Here is a 19,055-nt window from a genome sequence, read left to right as displayed (position 1 = left end):
CTATTAAGCTAAAGTAGTCAATTAAATAGGATAAAAAAGATAACTGGCCTATAAAAAATGCCTCAAAAAAGCGTTATGTTAGTATTGCTAATATTCTAAAATACAATTTCAATGAAAGTACACCGGTATCAGTCTAAAATTGAATGGACTGGAAACAATGGGTCAGGAACAGATCATTATAAAAATTACGAAAGAGACCATGATATAATTATTACAGGAAAGCCTATAATAAGCGGGTCTTCCGATCCTGCTTTTCGAGGAGACAAGGGTAAACACAATCCAGAAGATTTGTTGGTATCATCACTTTCCTCTTGTCATATGCTGTGGTACTTGCATTTTTGTTCAAACAATGGCGTTATTGTAGAGGAATATTGGGATACAGCTGAAGGCAAGATGATAGAACAAAAAGATGGAAAAGGTAACTTTAAAGAGGTTATCTTAAGTCCAAGAGTAAGGGTCCGAAAACAAGAAATGGCAGACCTAGCCATAGAATTACATAAAAAAGCGAGTGAATACTGCTTTATCGCGAATTCCGTAAATTTCCCTGTCTTGGTTCAGCCCACAGTAAGTATAAAAAAGATGAATTAAAAGCATTCGCATTTTATTCAGAAAGGATTACAACGAAAAAATAGCCTTAATTACTGAATATGTAAATGTCTGATTTGATAAAAAAAATATTCTTTGTCGTTTCCAGCTGATTTTTGTAGATTGCCAACGCACATGAAAAGACAGGCACTAAATATAATTTTCTCTTCCTTCAACGTCGTTGTAGTCGCTGTCTGTGTCGTCATTTTAACCAAAGTGGGAGGAACAATTACTATTTAACATTTTTAAAACAAATCTATATAGCAAGCCTCCCATAACAATGGGAGGCTTTTTTTATTATTAAAAAAGTAACATGACCAGTAAATTATTCAACATCAGCTGCAAATCGAGCAATGAAACCTTGGTAAGGATCTTACTGTACGTTTCAAAAACAGATTACAACATCTGTACCATGTCCCAGTCTTCAACAGATGTTCAAGATGTCAAACTGATTACTCTTGAACTTGAGATAGACGCACGTTCTATTGATCGATTTATTGAGGAGATTCTACAACTTGACGGGGTATTAGATGTCGCTGTATCATTTGGATCTGTACTCCATATAGCTACCTATCAAATGAGTTGTAACTCAAATACCTTTGATATACTACATCGAATAAAATCCCACAATACACATATCATTAATATTGAAGCAGACAAATTATTAATTGTACATATTGCTTCAGAAAAAGATATTCGATTACTGTACAATAAACTTGATAATAAGTCTCTATTAAGCTTTTGTCAACAACCTATCGCTATAGGGCGCCCCCTGTCTTGGGATAAGGTCATCTAGATGAAATGTATGTGTCCGTAAAACGTGTTTTTACGGACACTATTACATTCGAAAAAGTAAATTATCTCTAGTTAACAACAGACTTTCATTCGATCAGAATAATCAGATCATTAGTATCGACCATCGTACCAGAATGAAGAGCGATCTTTTTCACTCGTCCGGCAGAGACCGCGCAAACTGTCGATTCCATCTTCATCGCTTCTATTACAAATAATGCTGTATCTTCAGACACAATATCACCTTCTTTGACATGAATCTTTGATAACATACCTCGTAATGGTGATCCAATCTGATTTGGATCACTTGTGTCACATTTTTCATGTACCTTCTTCTCGGTATGAATCGACCGATCCACGACATCTATATTCCGAGTCTGTCCGTTTAGTTTAAAAAACACAGTCCTTCGCCCATCATCATCTGCCGGGCTAATGGACAACAGTCTCACCAACAAAGTTTTTCCTTTGGCAATGTCGATGGTTGTTTCCTGGCCTATCTCCATACCGTACAGAAAAATTGGGGTGGATATCAGCGACACATCTCCATATTTTCGATAAGCCTCCAAATACTCTAGGAATACTTTTGGATAAAACTTGTAACTAAGGTAATCTGTTATTGCAAGGTCATCACCGTACAGCGATCGGAATTCCGCTAAATCACTTTCAACATCCAATGCAGGTAAGTATTTGTTTGGACGCTCTGTACTTGCGGTTTGTCCTTTTAAAACAATCTGCTGTATTTTGGATGGAAAGCCCCCCTCTGGCTGACCGATGTCTCCTTTGAAGAAAGAAATAACGGAGTCTGGAAATGAGAGTGTTTCTCCCTTGGAAAGCACATCTTCAGTCTGTAGGTCATTGGAAACCATAAATTGTGCCATATCTCCCACCACTTTGGAACTAGGTGTCACCTTCACAATGTCTCCGAATAGGATGTTAGCTTCAGCATAGGCCTTCTTAATCTCTGGGATACGCTCCCCTAAGCCTAAAGCTGTTGCCTGTTGACGCAGGTTGGAGTACTGCCCTCCCGGAATCTCATGTTGATAAACCTCGGCCGATCCTGCATTCATACCGGACTCAAAAGGGATATAATACTTACGTACAGACTCCCAATAATCACTGTATTCCTGTAAGGATGTTGCATCATAAGGTAATTCACGATCTTGAAAACGCATTACCTCTATCATAGCATTTAAATTAGGCTGCGAGGTAAGTCCCGATAATGCTCCCAAAGCACAATCCACCACATCTACACCAGCTTCTATCGCTTTTAAATAGGTCGCTGCCTGCACAGAAGACGTGTCATGGGTATGTAGATGTATGGGAATAGATACTTTATCTTTCAAAGCTGTTATCAATTCCTGGGCAGCATAAGGTTTTAATAATCCAGACATATCTTTAATGGCCAGCATATGGGCACCTGCATTTTCAAGATCCTTAGCTAATTGCAGGTAATAATTCAAGTTATACTTACTCCGTTTGGGATTTAGTATATCTCCCGTATAACACAAGGCCCCCTCTGCGATACCTCCTGTCCGCTTGCGCACCATATCGATACAAGGTGCAATATTCTCCATCCAGTTTAAAGAATCAAAAATTCGAAAAATATCTACACCAGTTTCCCAACTTTTCTCTACAAATGAAGCAATTAGATTATCAGGATAAGCCGAATAGCCAACACCATTGCAGCCACGTATCAACATCTGTAAAAGAATATTAGGAATCGCTTCTCTGAGTTTTGCCAAACGCTGCCATGGGTCTTCAAACTGAAAACGTAACGCTACATCAAATGTCGCACCTCCCCATACTTCCATACTGAATGTCTGTGGATGTGCTTTAGCAAAACCTTCCGCAACTTTAAGCATATCATAACTACGTACACGTGTTGCCAACAACGACTGATGAGCATCCCGAAAAGTGGTATCCGTATATTGGATGCTTTTTTCTTCCTTCAACCAACGGCATAATCCATCTGCACCAATCTCATCCAGTCTATTCTTAGATCCATAGGGAAAAGGAGAATTAGCATCGTATACTGGCACAATAGGTCTCTCCAAATTTGTGGGCTTTTCACTACCTATGTCAGGATTTCCATTGACTGATATATCTGCCAAAAAGGAAAGCAGTTTTGTGCCGCGGTCTAACCGCTTAGAAGGTTTGAATAACTGCGGATTGGAAGCTAAGAATCCGACGTTGACCTGTCCCGCCAAAAAGACAGGATGTGTCACTAAATTCTCCAAAAAATCGATGTTATTTTTTACGCCTCTAATTCGAAACTCACGCAATGCCCTATCCATTCGATATGCGGCTTCTTCCAGAGTCTTGCCATGAGTACTGACCTTCACCAACATAGAGTCGAAGAATGGGCTGACCTTCATCCCGGGATAAGCACTTCCCTCATCAAGGCGAACCCCAAAACCTGCAGCATTGCGATAAGTGACTATGGTACCGTAGTCAGGGCGAAAATCGTCTACAGGATCCTCTGTTGTAATCCTACATTGTATAGCAAATCCGTTAGTTTTGATCACTTCCTGATCTGACAACATCAATGAAGGATCTGACAGAGCATGTCCTGAAGCAATATATAATTGTGTACGAATAAGGTCTACACCTGTTATCATCTCAGTAATGGTATGTTCGACCTGTATACGTGGATTGACTTCAATAAAATAGATCTGCTCTTCACTATCTACCAAAAACTCTACTGTACCCACATTATCATAATGGGCCAACCGAGCGATAGCTGTAGCGTACCGATAGAGTGAATTTTTCGTCTCTTGCAAAAGATTACTGGCAGGTGCTACCTCTACAACTTTTTGAAAACGACGTTGTACAGAACAATCTCTTTCATGAAGATGCACAACATTGCCATGCCGGTCTGCCACAATCTGAACTTCAATATGACGAGGATTCTCAATATATTTCTCCAAAAAGACTGTACCATCACCAAAGGCATTAAATGCTTCCTGCTGCGCACTAAAAAAAGCCGTTTCTAGCTCCTCAGCACTACGCACAATACGCATACCGCGTCCACCACCTCCAGCTGAAGCCTTTAGTATAACAGGATACCCAATACGAGCTGCCTCTGTCAAGGTGCGAGAAATATCGGATAATAGTCCGTGACTGCTTTTAATAATAGGAACATTCGCTTTCACAGCCACCTCTTTTGAGCAGACCTTGTCCCCTAACATTTCCATAACCTGAGGAGAAGGTCCTACAAAAAGAATACCTTCATCTGCACATCGCTGTGCGAATTTTGGATTTTCAGAAAGAAAACCATAGCCGGGATGGATTGCATCAGCTCCGCATAGCTTGGCTGTGTGGACAATCGCATCTATGTCCAAATAAGGTTTTAAAGGCTCCCCATCATCTCCGATTTGATAGGCTTCATCTGCCTTATACCGATGAAGAGAATACCTATCCTCATAAGTGAAGATAGCAACTGTTGCAATGCCCAATTCATTACATGCTCTACTAATACGGATGGCAATCTCTCCGCGATTAGCAATAAGCACTTTTTTGATGTTCATGATATTTGTTAAGTTTAAAATGGTGTTTATCTCATAATTCCCCCTAGACCGAACATCTGTCTAAAAGAGATACTTCCTATCTACCAAACGAGGTTAAGACAATAAATATTATTGCAAAATTGGACACTATTAACACAATTCACACCAACGAGATCAAAATTCAATAAAACAACAGCAAATATCCCCATGTCACCGAATAAAAAACAGAACACAAGACTAATTACCGTTTAAAATTGAAAAAAGAATCCGCAACACCTTATAACTATTAGCTATCAACATCTTACAGTTAAACTTTTTTTATTATCCCAGCTCCAATAAACTCCATCTTTATCCGGCTAATAAAACTGGGAAAATAATAAAGAAAGACAATGTAAAGCGATTACGGGTTTGAATTGATTATGATATAAACATATTATTTTCCGTTTTTTTTTGTAAAATTGTAAAGAAGTCGATTTCGATTTTATTAAAATTTAAACCAGATTATAAATTTAGTAAGCCTCAAACTTATGCATGTCAACAACACTGCTGAAGAAAAAGAGATTGTAACTCAGCAAAAATCCAAATTGGGCGTACGCCTATTTTTCATTTATTTAATCTGTTATGCAGGTTTTGTATTTTTAGGCGTATTCAAATACGAACTATTAGCCTCTACAGTATTTTGGGGACTCAATTTGGCTTTGACATACGGGATTGGACTAATTATTTTTGCCGTTATCTTGGGCATAGTTTATAACTATTACTGTACAAAATACGAAGATCAAGCAGAAAAAACCGAAAATCTAACGGAAGGAGAAAACAAATGATATATGATATTTCTTTCACCGCTTTAGCATTCTTTTTTGTTTTCGTTGGTCTAGTGCTCGGACTGTCATTTTACTTTGGACGCAAAAAAAGTTCTTCCTCCTCCTACTACGCAGCTGGAGGTCAGATTCATTGGGCTGTAAACGGCATCGCTTTTGCGGGAGACTACCTATCCGCAGCTTCTTTTCTTGGCATTTGCGGCATGATTGCTATCGCTGGCTTTGATGGCTTTTTATATGCTATCGGCTTTTTAGCGGGGTGGATCGTGGCCTTGTTCCTTATTGCCGAACCCTTTAAACGACTAGGAAAATATACCTTTACGGATGCGTTAAATGCTAAATTCAATTCAAGAGCAATTACATTGACCGCATCTATAAGTACATTAATCATATCTATTTTTTACCTTATTCCACAAATGGTTGGTGCAGGTGATCTTGTGATGCCGCTATTGGGATTGCCACATTGGGCTGGTGTAATTTTAGTAGGTGCTATTGTGATTGCCATTGTAGCAAGTGCTGGTATGGCATCTACAACGTATGTTCAATTTCTAAAAGGAGGATTACTCATCGTACTTTCAACAGTGCTGACGGTATATATCCTAAAAAACGGTCTATCCACTCCTCCTAACTTTAATGGAAACACTTACCATAAATTTTTGGAATTGTCCCCTAAGGTAGAAAACGATAAAATTGTCTCTGCTCAAGACTGGAGTGTTATCGCGCAACAGCAAGTAGGTAATAAAACTTTTGTCAAGTTAGAACAAAACGGTGTCGAAAGGTGGTTTGAATGGGCACGAGGAGAGGATAATTTGTTAAAAGAAACATTAACCATTACTCAAAGAGCTGATGGCACCGTGCTGTATAATGGTGAACCCAAAGACAATAGGAAATTCTATCAAGTTGGTCACTTAAGCAAAATTATTGTAAATGGCCAAGAACTGTCCCAAACGGGCCCTCTAGGTCCATTTGAATTCTTATCGACAATAAAAGATAGCGAAATAGTACGATTCTTACAGGTAAAGTTGACAGATGGTGACGAACAGGTGTCTGTCTATTATCCAGAGTCCACCCCTGGCTCTAAATTCATGCTTCCAGGACTAAAATATAAAATTGGCAGTGATGCAAACCTATGGAGTAAAATGGACTTTGTATCATTAATGCTAGCCCTATTTTTAGGAACAGCAGCCCTACCTCATATATTGATTCGTTACTATACGGTGAAAACTCCTAGAGATGCGAGAAAGTCAACTATATTGGCTATAGCCGCTATCGGAGGATTCTATATTCTGACTTTATTTATTGGACTTGGTGCAGGAGTCAATGGAGTGATGGATGTCGAATCGAGCAATATGGCTGCTCCTCTTCTAGCCAGAGCATTTGGTGCGGCCCTGTTTTCTATTATATCAGCAGTGGCATTTGCAACTGTATTGGGTACCGTAGCAGGGCTGATAGTTGCGTCTTCCGGAGCTATAGCCCACGATTTTATCGATGTATATCTTAAGAAAAACTTAGATGATGACAAAAAGGTTAAAGTTGGAAAAATAGCTGCAGTGGTGGTAGGTGTTTTTGCTATACTACTAGGCATGGCTTTCCAAGGAATAAACGTATCCTTCTTGGTTGGTTGGGCATTTGCCATCGCTGCTTCTGCCAATCTGCCAGCGATTCTATTTTTGCTATTTTGGAAAAAAACTTCATCATCAGGAATTGCTGCTTCCATAGTGGTGGGAATCATATCCTCCCTTGCCATTATTTTAACATCACCGACAATGTGGGATAAATATGGACTAGGCGCTGAGAATGCACTGCATCAATTGGAAAATCCAGCATTAATATCCTTTCCACTTGCTGTAATTACAGTATACTTGTTTAGTACCCTGTACCCCAAAAAAGCAAATATTTAAGACCATACCACGACTTAAGACCGTCCAAGGTAAATATAAAAAAAGGCGATCAAAACTTTCGTTTTAATCGCCTTTTTAAATACGGTTAAAGTTATATACTAATTAACTCCAGTTTCTAACTTGCTGAATGCATTCACATCAGATATTCCTACGAATTTAAGACCTTTAGTTGCTTTTGCTGTAGCCACATCAATTACATATACATAAAATTCGCCATCAGCAGGGTCTTGTAAAACATAATATGCTGTTTTACCATTTTTCTCTGTATATACCTTATTATTGTATGAAGATTGATCGTGATCCGGAGCTCCTTTTACTTCTACTACAGTTTTTTGGGCAACATCCACAATTGCAAGATTGACCTTACCACCTGCAGTACCACCTGTCTCCGCTGTCTGATACATCGTCATTAAGTACTTGTCACCACTCAAGTGATTACCACGTGCAATTTTTCCTTTACCTAAATCTTCTACATTAAAATAATAGGACTTGTCAAACTCATCTGTTCCTTTTTTGATACGTAAAATCCCTGATTTGTTTTTTGATTTCTCTCCAGCAGTAAACCACGTATAAGCATCGCCATTAGCACTTACACCAATCCCCTGATTACTTCCCCAGTTTCCGATATAACTACCACGGTCGTCCTCTATTTTCTTGACCAATTTAAGCCCTGGATAATCAAATATTGCAATTGTCGCTTTATTCTGTTCAACAATTTCTCCGCCCCAATTACCAACTCCTTCTGTAATTTGATAAGGAACATAAATCTTATCGCCTACCTGGAATAAGCCTGTCCATGCAATCATACGGCCCGCTCCAGCAATATCGGTTGAAAGATTTAACGTACTCTCATTTTGGATTCTATTAGCTTCCACATCAACGTTCAAAAGGGTAGCTACAGGATTAGTAAGGGCTCTATTGGTAGAACCAATAACAATATTTTTACTACCATAGTTGCCGTATATCCCTGGACGTATGGTATTAATTGTTTTTCTATCAAAACGGGTCAATACACCTTTCTCATTAAAGCCGTAAGGTGTCATAGGACCTTCGTTGCTGTAAGTTAGACCGAATACATAGTTGTTCTGTACGTTAAAGTAAAACTCATTGGAAGGTATCCCATTCCCGATAATACTCAGTTGTCCCTTACTGACGTCATCTACATTTACAACATATGATCCTGCACTTCCTCCTTCTGAAGAGCCATCCGCATTTACTACAAATACAAACGTAGAGGGATTTTCCACCACAGATGTATTGTCATCATTCTTATCCTTGCTACAGGAGAATAATGCGGTTGAGCATACTCCCAACATTAACAATGAGTTTAGTAACGTTCTTTTTTTCATGATTATAATAATTAAATGTTATTGTTTTTAATAAAGTATCGGAGCTTAAGGTTGAAACTTCTACCCGGTTTTTGTAAAGCAAAGTTGTCATAACGTTTTGCATCCGTAAAATTCAGACATTCAAACGCGATATTGTATTTCCCTGATTTAAGTGTATATACTAAGTTAAGGTCATGCGATAATTGTGATGGCACTACAAATCGAGCAGAGGGAGTGGCATAACTAGCCCAATCCAGGAAAAAATCATATACGTACATCAAGTTATATCCAAAGCTTAATACAGCCCCTTTATCCAGGAAATCCTGAAAATAGACATTCGTATCAAAATTGCCGTAGGTATACGGTATATTGGGCAAACGATTTTTGTAGATACTGCTTTCGTTAATTTTACTAGGTTCCACCTTGGTATTATTAAGCAGATTTTGATAAGTCATTGTTCCTCCTAAAGAAAGTAGGCTTTTATAATAATAACGTATATTGATATCAAAACTATTATTGACCGCTTTACGCAGATTTATATACTGCATTTTCCGCTTTCCATTGACATCTTCCTGTCCTACAAATGGTCTGATAAAATCCATAGCATCTCTATAAAGATAATTTGCATCAATACTCATACGATGGGATTCATCAAACTTCTTGAAGTAGGCGATACCAAAATTAAAATTATAACTGCTTTCGGGACGCAATTTGGGATTAGGAGATTGGTTTTCTAAATCACCAAAAAGCTCCGCATTTTCAGGTAAGCGTATTGCGCGCTCGAAGGAAGTTTTAAGCTGTAAATCTGGAATGATAAAATAAGTAGTCGCTACGCCATACCCCCCATACCCTGTACTGGTATCCTGACGTACAATAGTTCCACTGTTAAGTGTATTTGATATCGTCTTCTGATGATAGTATTTTGTAAACACGTTGACATTCCATTTTTTACTAATTGCATAACCATAGCCTAAACCTGTGATATTCTTAAATGTCTTATTCGGTATGTTATTATCCAATAAATCGGGCTGTAAGCTGTTATAGCCTTTACGATTGAAGCCCGTAAACTGATGATTTAAGATCAAACTATGTTTTTCACGAAAAGTATAGTTTACATTTGCCGAAAACACAGAATTATTATTTCGATAACGATAGTCTTGCAGCTCGTTTTCTCCTGCTGGCATGTTTGGGCGATCAGGATATTTCGGAACGGACTCTCCTGCCCAATTAAACTTTCTTGCCATTGTATCCAAACTACGTTCTTTACCGAGATTATATCTTCCGCTCATGCTAACGTTCAATCCCTCCGTAAAGAGGTTATTTTTCATATATTTAAAGCTGGGTTGTACGATATTTCCTAGCGATTCGCGCCCTCCATAAACCGTTTTCATATGGTTTCCATTCTGAATCTCTTTCTTATTCTGTCCAAGGGTCACCCCGAATAAAAGCTGATCAGCATATTTTTTATTAGAGACTCCGATATTAGCCACTAAAGTCTCATTATGATACTTATTATGAAACTGCCTTACACGCTGGTCATAGACGTATTGCCCATAGGTGGGTGTGCCTTTTTGTATATTTTCAATGTTCACATCGACCCAATAATTATTATCAGAATAGTTCTGAAAAGCATTTAATTGGAAGGTTAATCCTGATTTCCCTACAAAACCAGCGTTAAAACTTGTTTTGTGCGTATTAAAAGACCCGTAAGAATAGGACGCGTCCACATATTTTCCAGGATCAGTTCTGGTTACAATATTGATCGCTCCTCCCAAAGCATCACCGCCTAACCAGACAGGTACTACACCACGATACACTTCGACTCGATCCGCAAAATTGATAGGAATATTATTTAACTGAAAAGATGATCCAAAGTTACTCATAGGCAACCCGTCAATAAAAACTTTAACCTGGTTTCCAGAAAAGCCATTTAAAGAAATATTCATATTAGATCCCATCCCTCCATTCTCTCGGATACGCACACCAGAAACACGGTTTAGCGCTTGACCAATATCCATAGTAGTATTTGCTAGCTTCTTAGCATCAATTGCTGTAACATTATAGGCCTGTCTATTAATCTCATCGGTCTCCGACCTCCCCAAAATGTCGATTTGTTCTAATTCCCGGTGATCGGTCTCGAGGATAAAAACATATGTAATGGGAGTTGTGCCATTACTCTTAATTTTTACTTCCTGTGTCTTATAACCCATTGCTGAAGCAACCAACATATATGTACCTGCCGGGACAGCCGTTAATTTATAGTCACCATTATTATCTGCTTTGCAAACATACTTTAGTCGTTTTATACTAACCGAAGCAGATGGTATCTCCGTATTTGAACTATTTAAAACCCGACCTGATATTCTCCCATTGTCTTGGGCGATCCCTAAAAAAGATAAGTGTATTAAAAATATAATCGCTACCGCTGTAACTCTTGACATGTTTTATTTAGATTAATTATACATAAGGGTGTTGCACAAAGAAGAACAAACCGAAGTTACTTGCCGCAAATTTTACTATTATTTTCACACAAAAACAGTAAGCTACTATGCCACTGTGTATTAAAATCAACATTTTAATATGCGATATCTTCCAATTTTCTTAACATTCTTGAAAGAAAAGGTATCAGTAGGAGTAACTAATGATCTTTTTCATAAATCAAGTTCGTTGATTTATTCGTACATTAGAACCTAACTAAATCGCCTCAACTATGTCAAGATTAGAAACCGACAGTATACATATGGGTAAAGAGTACAATCGGACCAATGCCGTAGTAACTCCTATATTTCAAACATCTACATACCTCGCCAGCGACAATCTTGATGAATATATTATCGCAGCCAGTGAAACAAAACACCCTGAGTTTTACCACAGACACGGCAACCCGACCAATAGCCAAGTCGCATCGATTTTAGCTTCGTTGGAAAAGACAGAGGATGCACTTGTTCTAGCGACAGGTATGGCTGCCATAAGCACAGCTGTACTAGCTACGGTTAAAGCCGGAGACCATGTTGTAGCTCAACAATCGCACTATTCAGGTGCCTCTCTCTTTTTAAAGGAATTCTTGACAGATTATGGGGTACAGGTCACTTATGTTGACCAAACAGATAATGATGCTTTTATAAAAGCAATAAGAACAAACACTAAACTGATCTATATAGAGACTCCTTCTAACCCAAATTTGGATATTACAGATCTTTCATTCATCGGAAGATTAGGAAAAGAAAAAGGCATTTTAACGATGGTAGACAATACTTTTGCCTCTCCGATAAATCAGACTCCTTCCGAATTTGGAATAGATGTTATCGTTCATAGCGCAACCAAATACCTAGGAGGACATTCTGACCTGACTGCGGGTGCAATCTGTGGTTCCAAAGGATTTATTCATAGCGCATGGAGACGGTCCTTAGTTTTGGGAGCGAGTTTGAGCCCATTCGATTCTTGGTTATTACTTCGTGGCCTAAAAACACTCTCGATACGGGTGAAGCAAGTGAATGAGAATGCCCAACTACTCGCTGAGTGGTTGGAACAAAGCCACTATATCAAATCGGTTGCCTATGCCGGTCTCCCTTCCCACCCACAACACGAATTGGCAAAAAGACAAATGAAGGGTTTTACAGGAATGCTATGCATTGAAGTCGCTGGAGCGACAGAAGAAGAACAATATAAACATGCACAGATAATCCTAAAAAACTTAAAAATATTTGCCAATGCGGCAAGCCTTGGCGGTGTGGAATCATTAATCGTACATCCGGCGAGTATGTGGGGAGGGCACCATTCTTCAGAACAGAAAAAAGTCGCAGGTATAAATCAAGGAATGCTTCGGATTTCAGTCGGCATAGAAAACATAGAAGACCTTATTCAAGATTTTTCCCAGGCATGTGAAAAACTATAAATTATATCCAAACCGTTTGTTACGTAGTATCCGGTTTGGATATAAGGCCTTTTGATCGTTAGTCCCACTTATTTGATGTTGAAACGGCATATTTACCTGCTCCCGTAAACCAGTAACACACGCCCATCAACATATAAATTACTAGTAGTTCTAAAGCCCAGCCCCCAAAATCATTAATTCTAAATAAATTATCTCGCTGAGCAAGAACTATAGCTGTCAGACAATTGAGTGCAAAAACAAGCCCTGCCACCCGCGTTCTGAATCCGATGATAATTAGTATAGGTGCTACGATCTCTCCTAAATAGACACCATAAGACAAAAATGAAGGCAACCCCAAATCACGCATCATACCCGTGATAAATCCTATTCCGTGCACCAACTTGTTTACCCCATAGACTAGCATAGTGAATCCAATGGCTACTCTGCTAATAAAAATTCCTAAGTCAATATTCCTATTCATTGTTTTTAATATTTAAAAATTGTGTTTTATAAAGATTCCTGTGTTATATAATTGCTTTTCATTATTATTCCATTGGTCTAAGTTCAAAGCAAGTCCATAGTTTAGTCGCTGCTGTTTAAGTCCTAACCGCACTTGTTGCAAACCTCTTTGATAATTACCAGGTTCTAAATTGACGATTGCCAAAACATGAAAATATCCATCTAACCGTTCTGTGATATTAGGGGTATATTCAAAGGCAATCGACTGTTCGAGAGTAAACGTACACTGATAGGTAGTACCCATGGAGTAGGATAGCGAATAATCAGAGCCAATCGTACGATATTGTGCAAATAATCCAAAAAATTTCCCGGGATTTTTAACACCTACAGCCGCATTAAGGGATATTTTTTTGGAGACGCTATAAGACAACGTATTTCGGATGAAAAATATATTTTCCTTATCATTAGCATACTCCGTATCAAACAAAATCAAATTGTTGATTCTTAAATAACTGTTAAAATGATAATTGACATTATGCATGTAGGCATAAGAGCGGTTACCTAACAGTAAATCGGGGGTATAAGAAAGCTTCTGTCCATTAGCCTTAAGCGTCATTAGTGCAATCATTATTAAAGGTAGTCTTATCTTCATATCTCAATCCTTGAAATTATGTCGACAAAACTATCCTGTTCGAAGCCTAATAAACTTAAGATTTCTTAAGAAAGGTCGGTTAGGTGTTTTTTTCTCAAATAGCTTAAATATTCAACGGTAATGCCTAAATAGGAAGCTATCATATACTGGGGAAACCGTTGTTCTATATTAGGGTACTGCCCAACGAAAGCTCGGTACTTAGAATAAGCGTCAAAGCGCGCGTGTTCGAATGTCCGCTCCTGTAAGTTGACATAGGCATTTTGCATTTTCAAGCGCCAAAACTCAGATATCGCTGGTACTTCTTTATACAACAGCTCTAAATTGGACTTGCTGATCTGTAGGACTGTTGTATCCTCATTGGCTTGAATAAACATTTTTGAAGGCTGTTGGCTTAAATAACTATACAAGTCATTAATCCACCAATTTTCAATCCCTAACTGCGTTGTGTGTTCCTTGCCTTTTTCGTCAATATGATAAACATGGAGGCTTCCTTCAACTATAAATCGCATATGACGGGAAACCTGTCCCTCTTCAAGAAGAAACTCCTTCTTGCGAAGTTTAATAAGATCAACTTTAGTAACAATACTGTCAATTGCCAGATTATCCAAAGAAACCAGTTCCTGGAAATGCTCAATCAACAATGACAACGCCTTTTCACTGTACATACACCTCTTAGTTTGAAGTCCTCATGCCACAAATATAATTAATCTTCCCTACGCATGCCATCATCCACCTCACAAGAATCTTCGGAGAAAAATAGATCTATAAATCGCGATCATAGGAGTAATTGATAGAAACAAATATTATCTACCGAACAGAAAAATCAATAATTATTCTTTAAATTGAGGCGTAATTCAGCATCTGAGTATAATCAAACCTGTTAATCTAATAGCTTACACTGGAGTACTTTAATAATTTCATAACGAAACACACCAAACATAATGGCAAGACCTACCAATAAAGAATCTCTAATCACGCTGAGTCAAAGTAGTTTTGACAAACTATTGTCCCTAATTGATAGTCTCCCAGACCCTAAAGCTGAATTTCCTCCTGGAACAATGAATAGGAATGTACGTGATGTATTAGGTCACCTACATCATTGGCACCTATTGATGCTCGAATGGTATAAAATTGGTAGCGAAGGACAAAAGCCAGCCATGCCTGCAACAGGCTACTCCTGGAAAGAAACACCCGAACTGAACAAAAAGATTTGGGAAGACTGTCAACATTCAAATCTAAGCGATACAAGACAACGGTTAATAAACTCATATAATGAGATTCAAGAAATAATCAAAAGCCATACAGACGAGGAGTTGTTTGAGAAGAAAAAGTACAAATGGACAGGTACCACCTCTCTCGGAGCTTATCTTGTCTCAGCGACATCAAGTCATTACGAATGGGCATTCAAACTAATCAGAAAAGCTTCTAAATAAAAAGCGGCCTCCTTCCGGCCCGCCCAGAGACAATCAAGAAGGAGGCGACTAGATTATTTATTAATCGTTCTTAGCGCTTTCTTGACTATATACGCAGTCTCCTTACCCGTATTTTCACTCTCCCATCGTTTGCACAATTCCTTAACAAACTGTGGTTGGCTTTTACTCGCATCGTTCAGCCAATTCCCAACACTATCTTGGACATACCTTGCGCTATCGGCTTTCAATCGTTCTAATACCGGTAGTGCCAACTCCGGTTTTTCTTTCAGTTCGTTAATATGTGTACACCATACCCCGCGAGGTCTAATAGCCTCCGTTGCAAATCGCCTTACATTATCATCAGAACTCGTAGTCCATTCCGAAAGTATATCAATACTCTCAGCCAGGTTTTGAGCTATTTTATTTCTTAATGCCATCCAACAAATTTCCCGTACCCCAAAATGAAGATCTGCCGCAAAAGGTTGTATCCGACTTAGCGACTCCGCTATAGAGAGTTTTTCATCCTGACCAATCGTATAGGTTGCCCAACAACGTATCAAATCGGCCTTATGATTGGCTAATACTTCAAGAAACTCATAATCATTATTCGCTACAGCTTGTTTGAAAATCGTTACTCCTATTACTTCATTAATCGTATTGACCGTCTTCTTCTCTAAATCATTGATTTTCGACAAAATAGGCTCAAGATATACCGTCCGATTATTACTAATCAACAAATTCTCTAATAGGAGTCTTTGGTCTACGGCCAACCACTCCACAAGGTTGGCCGTTTCAATCTCACCGCGATTAAGCTGTTCTAATATTTCTACAGGAATATCTTTGGTACTTCTTGCTCCTTTTCGTTTACTTTCACTCATAGGTTTCCAATCAATTCTTCAATATCAACTCTTTGCATATAATTTTCTTCTACAAATTTATATAAAATAGTACCGTCTGTATCTAGCAAAAAAACTGCGGGCATAGGTAGCTCATTATTTGAGTTACCATTGTATATCGACAGATCTATTCCTAACCCTTCGTAAGTTGGAATAACATATTCTTGAAGCCCAAAACTAATTCCTATTTCCTTAGCCAATATATTGTCCTTATCCGTCAACAACTCATATTCCAACCGACAGTCCGTCTTCATCAACACATTATGAGTAACAATTTGCGGTGAAATTGCCACAAGCGTAGCTTGCTTATCGGTGATCGCCTTTAGGTTCTCCTGTAAAGCCTTCAACTCTAAGTTACAATAAGGGCACCAACTGCCACGAAAGAAAGCAACGACCGCTTTTCCATTTTTTAAAATGTCTTTTAACGCAACATCTTTATCGTTGGTATTAGGTAAACGAAATTCAGGGAATGTCTGACCTACTAGAATGCTGTTCTCTTTATATTTCTGAGCTTGCAAGTCAGCAATAGATCGACCAAATATCTCCAAAATTTCTACTGGAAGTTGTTCTGCTAAACTTTCATTCAGGGTATTAATCTGTTCGGCTAATTTTTTCATTTTTTCTTTATTATTTTTACAAAGTTTTAAAAGTAAATTGGAATCCACAATACCGCATATTATTGCCCCTATGGGATAAAAAAGTCAATTTTGTGAAACCGATCACGATAACATCGGGGAAGCTCCCATCATCCAATAAAAAAATAAAACAACTGATGAAAATAAAGGAAAGAGCAATAGAAGAAAAAATTTGTCCGTTAGAATTTGCGGTCAATGCGATTAGTGGAAAATGGAAAGTTCCCATTGTATGGCGCATAAATGAGGGCGAGAAAAGACCAAGCGAAATATTAAGAGGAATTACAAAAGTAGACAGACGTGTGCTCAACCAACAGCTAAAAGAACTTGAGCAAGCTGGTATTCTACAAAAAGAAAGCTTCAACGAACTTCCGCCTCGTGTTGAGTATTCGCTCACACCCCTTGGAGACAAATTGGTAGAGGTACTGTGGAAATTAAACGCCTGGGGTGAGACATTATTAGAGACGTCAATCAAAAAAGACAAATAAAACAGCAATACAAATGAATTACTATCTCAAACTCTTTCTCCTTGCCACTGGTGTTGGATTAGTCAATTTGCTTATTTATTTCTTTTTTCTACGATTTCAAATTGTTCACAACAGTTCCTATGTACCACAGGAGCTGTTAGTTGCCGCACTGATACTACTCGCTATTCCTATTCAATTTCTCATCTTTCTACTAATAGGTTGGTTTTTTAATAAAGAAGCTCTTGCCTTCAATATTACCGCAATATGCTTTATGATAACATGTGTTATCTCACTATGGGCTACTTCTAAGGAAGAGCGCGCAAGATATAGTAATGAGCGTGTCTACTTGCAAACAGAAAAATACGATTATCAGCAAGGAATAGCAACGCCTGAAGGCTACCCTGTACAATTGCTTTCTGAAAGTCGATTTGTCATGAGTGTAAAGGGAGATCGTAACCCGGTCACTCTTTTGGAAACTCAAAAGGTTTATTCGAATCAATGGGGCAATGGAGAAACAACCTTCAAATCTTCAGATGAAGGTCCAATCGTAATACCGGATAGTTTGAGGCTGTACTGGTATTCTTTTCTAGAAAACAAATACTACAGCTTAAATACAAAATTAAATAAGTCAAAAATATCCGAGTACTTCAAACAAGGGCTAAAGCATGACATGAGTGGTAAGTTGGATCAAATTATACAGTCCAATTACAACGAGCTCATTGCAGGTATTGCACCAGGAGGAGATGTTGTGTTATGGATTTCAAGTTTTAATGATACCCGAGAGATTGAAGTATTCAAAGCAACAGAACTAAGCATCGATCAACTAAAAGACTATGACCTAGTAACAGATGAGATACGCAAGCAGGTACTCCATGATACCTGCCTTTGTGAGGACAATGTTCAATCTAGAAAAATAGTACATAACAACCGACCTATTCCATTCGGAACCTGGACAGGCAAATACCGTAAAAAAAACAACTGGAGAATTACTATAAACGATTTTGGACAAACAAAGGCACAACTGAAGTTCCGCTTATTTAATGGTGAAAGATACCAGTTCTTTAATGAAGAAATTACACAACAGCAGTATGCGCCACAAGCTATACCTGACTATCTAAACTTTACGTTCTTCAAAGATGGAAAAAAACATAATGCCTACCTAGAATTTGATGAGAGCGAAGTATTTAGACTTTTTGATCAAATTACGACACAGCATCCTGACGAACCGATAGACTTAGTATTAAATATCAGTCCTGACCTTAAACAGACTTCTATCAGACTACAAACAAAATCTGACACACTATATTTTGAAAACATGACGGCCGTTAATATTTATAACAGATAATTTATTTCTCGACATTGAATAAAACAATCCAAAATTGAGAAAAGCTGGTCTTTAAGAAATATTGAACGGTGCACACACACACATTTCCCTTGTTAAATGAATAACTAGGATTCAAGTGTCTATAGAAAAAAGGATCGACTGATTATCTAATATGGTAGCCAAACCAAAACCAATCCTTTATATCAATAGAGCAACCTTTTTTAGGGACAAACTCAATATAAGAATTATCTCCATCCAGCTTAGAGGTCACATCACATTTCAGTCCGATACCTATACCATAGCTACTCGTTGTGATAGCGTCCAGTATATCTTCAATCAAATGTTGTTGAGCAGTGATTCGCATAAATAGCTTTTCTGTCAAATTTAAGAGAATCGTGTTCTTTAA

17 protein-coding genes are annotated in these 19,055 nt (G+C 38.2%); 8 read left to right on the top strand and 9 right to left on the bottom strand.

All coding sequences use genetic code 11. The annotated features are described in order from the left end of the window. The first annotated feature begins 111 nt into the window (after positions 1–111). Entirely contained in the window at positions 112–588 is a 477-nt protein-coding gene (locus tag CLV99_RS10755) for an OsmC family protein (RefSeq protein ID WP_133584498.1), read from the top strand. Between the two features lie 310 nt (positions 589–898). Then, complete coding sequence (locus CLV99_RS10750; protein ID WP_133584497.1) at positions 899–1,381, top strand: hypothetical protein; 483 nt, start codon at positions 899–901, stop codon at positions 1,379–1,381. A gap of 85 nt (positions 1,382–1,466) precedes the next feature. On the opposite strand, the gene CLV99_RS10745 is transcribed toward CLV99_RS10750, so the two are convergent. Next, positions 1,467–4,904, bottom strand: a complete 3,438-nt coding sequence (locus CLV99_RS10745; protein ID WP_133584496.1) for a pyruvate carboxylase — start codon at positions 4,902–4,904, stop codon at positions 1,467–1,469. Positions 4,905–5,410: 506 nt separating this feature from the next. Here CLV99_RS10745 and CLV99_RS10740 point away from each other — a divergent pair. Beyond that, positions 5,411–5,707 carry a DUF485 domain-containing protein gene (locus CLV99_RS10740; RefSeq protein ID WP_133584495.1) on the top strand — a complete coding sequence of 99 codons (297 nt, stop codon included), beginning with the start codon at positions 5,411–5,413 and terminating at the stop codon, positions 5,705–5,707. After that, positions 5,704–7,605, top strand: coding sequence for a solute symporter family protein (locus tag CLV99_RS10735; protein ID WP_133584494.1), 1,902 nt, complete (start codon positions 5,704–5,706; stop codon positions 7,603–7,605). Before CLV99_RS10740 ends, CLV99_RS10735 begins: the two co-directional genes overlap by 4 nt. 98 nt (positions 7,606–7,703) lie before the next feature. Here CLV99_RS10735 and CLV99_RS10730 read toward each other — a convergent pair whose 3' ends face one another. After that, entirely contained in the window at positions 7,704–8,954 is a 1,251-nt protein-coding gene (locus tag CLV99_RS10730; RefSeq protein ID WP_133584493.1) for a DUF4374 domain-containing protein, read from the bottom strand. An 11-nt stretch (positions 8,955–8,965) separates the two neighbouring features. Then, positions 8,966–11,374 carry a TonB-dependent receptor gene (locus CLV99_RS10725; protein ID WP_133584492.1) on the bottom strand — a complete coding sequence of 803 codons (2,409 nt, stop codon included), beginning with the start codon at positions 11,372–11,374 and terminating at the stop codon, positions 8,966–8,968. Positions 11,375–11,643: 269 nt separating this feature from the next. On the opposite strand from CLV99_RS10725, the gene CLV99_RS10720 reads away from it, so the two are divergent. Then, positions 11,644–12,828: a trans-sulfuration enzyme family protein gene (locus CLV99_RS10720; protein ID WP_133584491.1), complete on the top strand. Its 1,185-nt coding sequence runs from the start codon at positions 11,644–11,646 to the stop codon at positions 12,826–12,828. 58 nt (positions 12,829–12,886) lie between these two features. Here the strand turns inward: CLV99_RS10720 and CLV99_RS10715 are convergent, their stop codons facing one another. The 3 genes from CLV99_RS10715 to CLV99_RS10705 form a co-directional block, all read right to left on the bottom strand. Continuing rightward, positions 12,887–13,288: a DoxX family protein gene (locus CLV99_RS10715; protein ID WP_133584490.1), complete on the bottom strand. Its 402-nt coding sequence runs from the start codon at positions 13,286–13,288 to the stop codon at positions 12,887–12,889. Between the two features lie 12 nt (positions 13,289–13,300). Then, the gene (locus CLV99_RS10710) at positions 13,301–13,918 is read right to left on the bottom strand and encodes a hypothetical protein (protein ID WP_133584489.1); all 618 of its coding nucleotides are present in this window, start codon (positions 13,916–13,918) and stop codon (positions 13,301–13,303) included. A 65-nt stretch (positions 13,919–13,983) separates the two neighbouring features. Continuing rightward, entirely contained in the window at positions 13,984–14,583 is a 600-nt protein-coding gene (locus CLV99_RS10705; RefSeq protein WP_133584488.1) for a Crp/Fnr family transcriptional regulator, read from the bottom strand. A gap of 276 nt (positions 14,584–14,859) precedes the next feature. On the opposite strand from CLV99_RS10705, the gene CLV99_RS10700 reads away from it, so the two are divergent. Beyond that, positions 14,860–15,351: a ClbS/DfsB family four-helix bundle protein gene (locus CLV99_RS10700; protein ID WP_133584487.1), complete on the top strand. Its 492-nt coding sequence runs from the start codon at positions 14,860–14,862 to the stop codon at positions 15,349–15,351. A gap of 53 nt (positions 15,352–15,404) precedes the next feature. Here the strand turns inward: CLV99_RS10700 and CLV99_RS10695 are convergent, their stop codons facing one another. Then, entirely contained in the window at positions 15,405–16,208 is an 804-nt protein-coding gene (locus CLV99_RS10695) for a DNA alkylation repair protein (protein WP_133584486.1), read from the bottom strand. Then, positions 16,205–16,843, bottom strand: coding sequence for a peroxiredoxin-like family protein (locus tag CLV99_RS10690; protein ID WP_133584485.1), 639 nt, complete (start codon positions 16,841–16,843; stop codon positions 16,205–16,207). The genes CLV99_RS10695 and CLV99_RS10690 overlap by 4 nt, the downstream gene beginning before the upstream one ends. Before the next feature lie 155 nt (positions 16,844–16,998). On the opposite strand from CLV99_RS10690, the gene CLV99_RS10685 reads away from it, so the two are divergent. Beyond that, positions 16,999–17,346: a winged helix-turn-helix transcriptional regulator gene (locus CLV99_RS10685; protein WP_133584484.1), complete on the top strand. Its 348-nt coding sequence runs from the start codon at positions 16,999–17,001 to the stop codon at positions 17,344–17,346. Positions 17,347–17,359: 13 nt separating this feature from the next. Beyond that, a complete protein-coding gene (locus CLV99_RS10680) occupies positions 17,360–18,670 on the top strand; it encodes a DUF2931 family protein (RefSeq protein WP_133584483.1) in 1,311 nt (436 codons plus the stop codon). A gap of 142 nt (positions 18,671–18,812) precedes the next feature. On the opposite strand, the gene CLV99_RS10675 is transcribed toward CLV99_RS10680, so the two are convergent. Continuing rightward, positions 18,813–19,013, bottom strand: a complete 201-nt coding sequence (locus CLV99_RS10675) for a hypothetical protein (protein ID WP_211348504.1) — start codon at positions 19,011–19,013, stop codon at positions 18,813–18,815. Positions 19,014–19,055: the final 42 nt, after the last annotated feature.

Source organism: Sphingobacterium yanglingense, from assembly GCF_004363245.1.
GTDB classification, from domain to species: domain Bacteria; phylum Bacteroidota; class Bacteroidia; order Sphingobacteriales; family Sphingobacteriaceae; genus Sphingobacterium; species Sphingobacterium yanglingense.
Note: the sequence above shows the minus strand (reverse complement) of the source record. Positions and strands in the feature narration are given on the sequence as shown.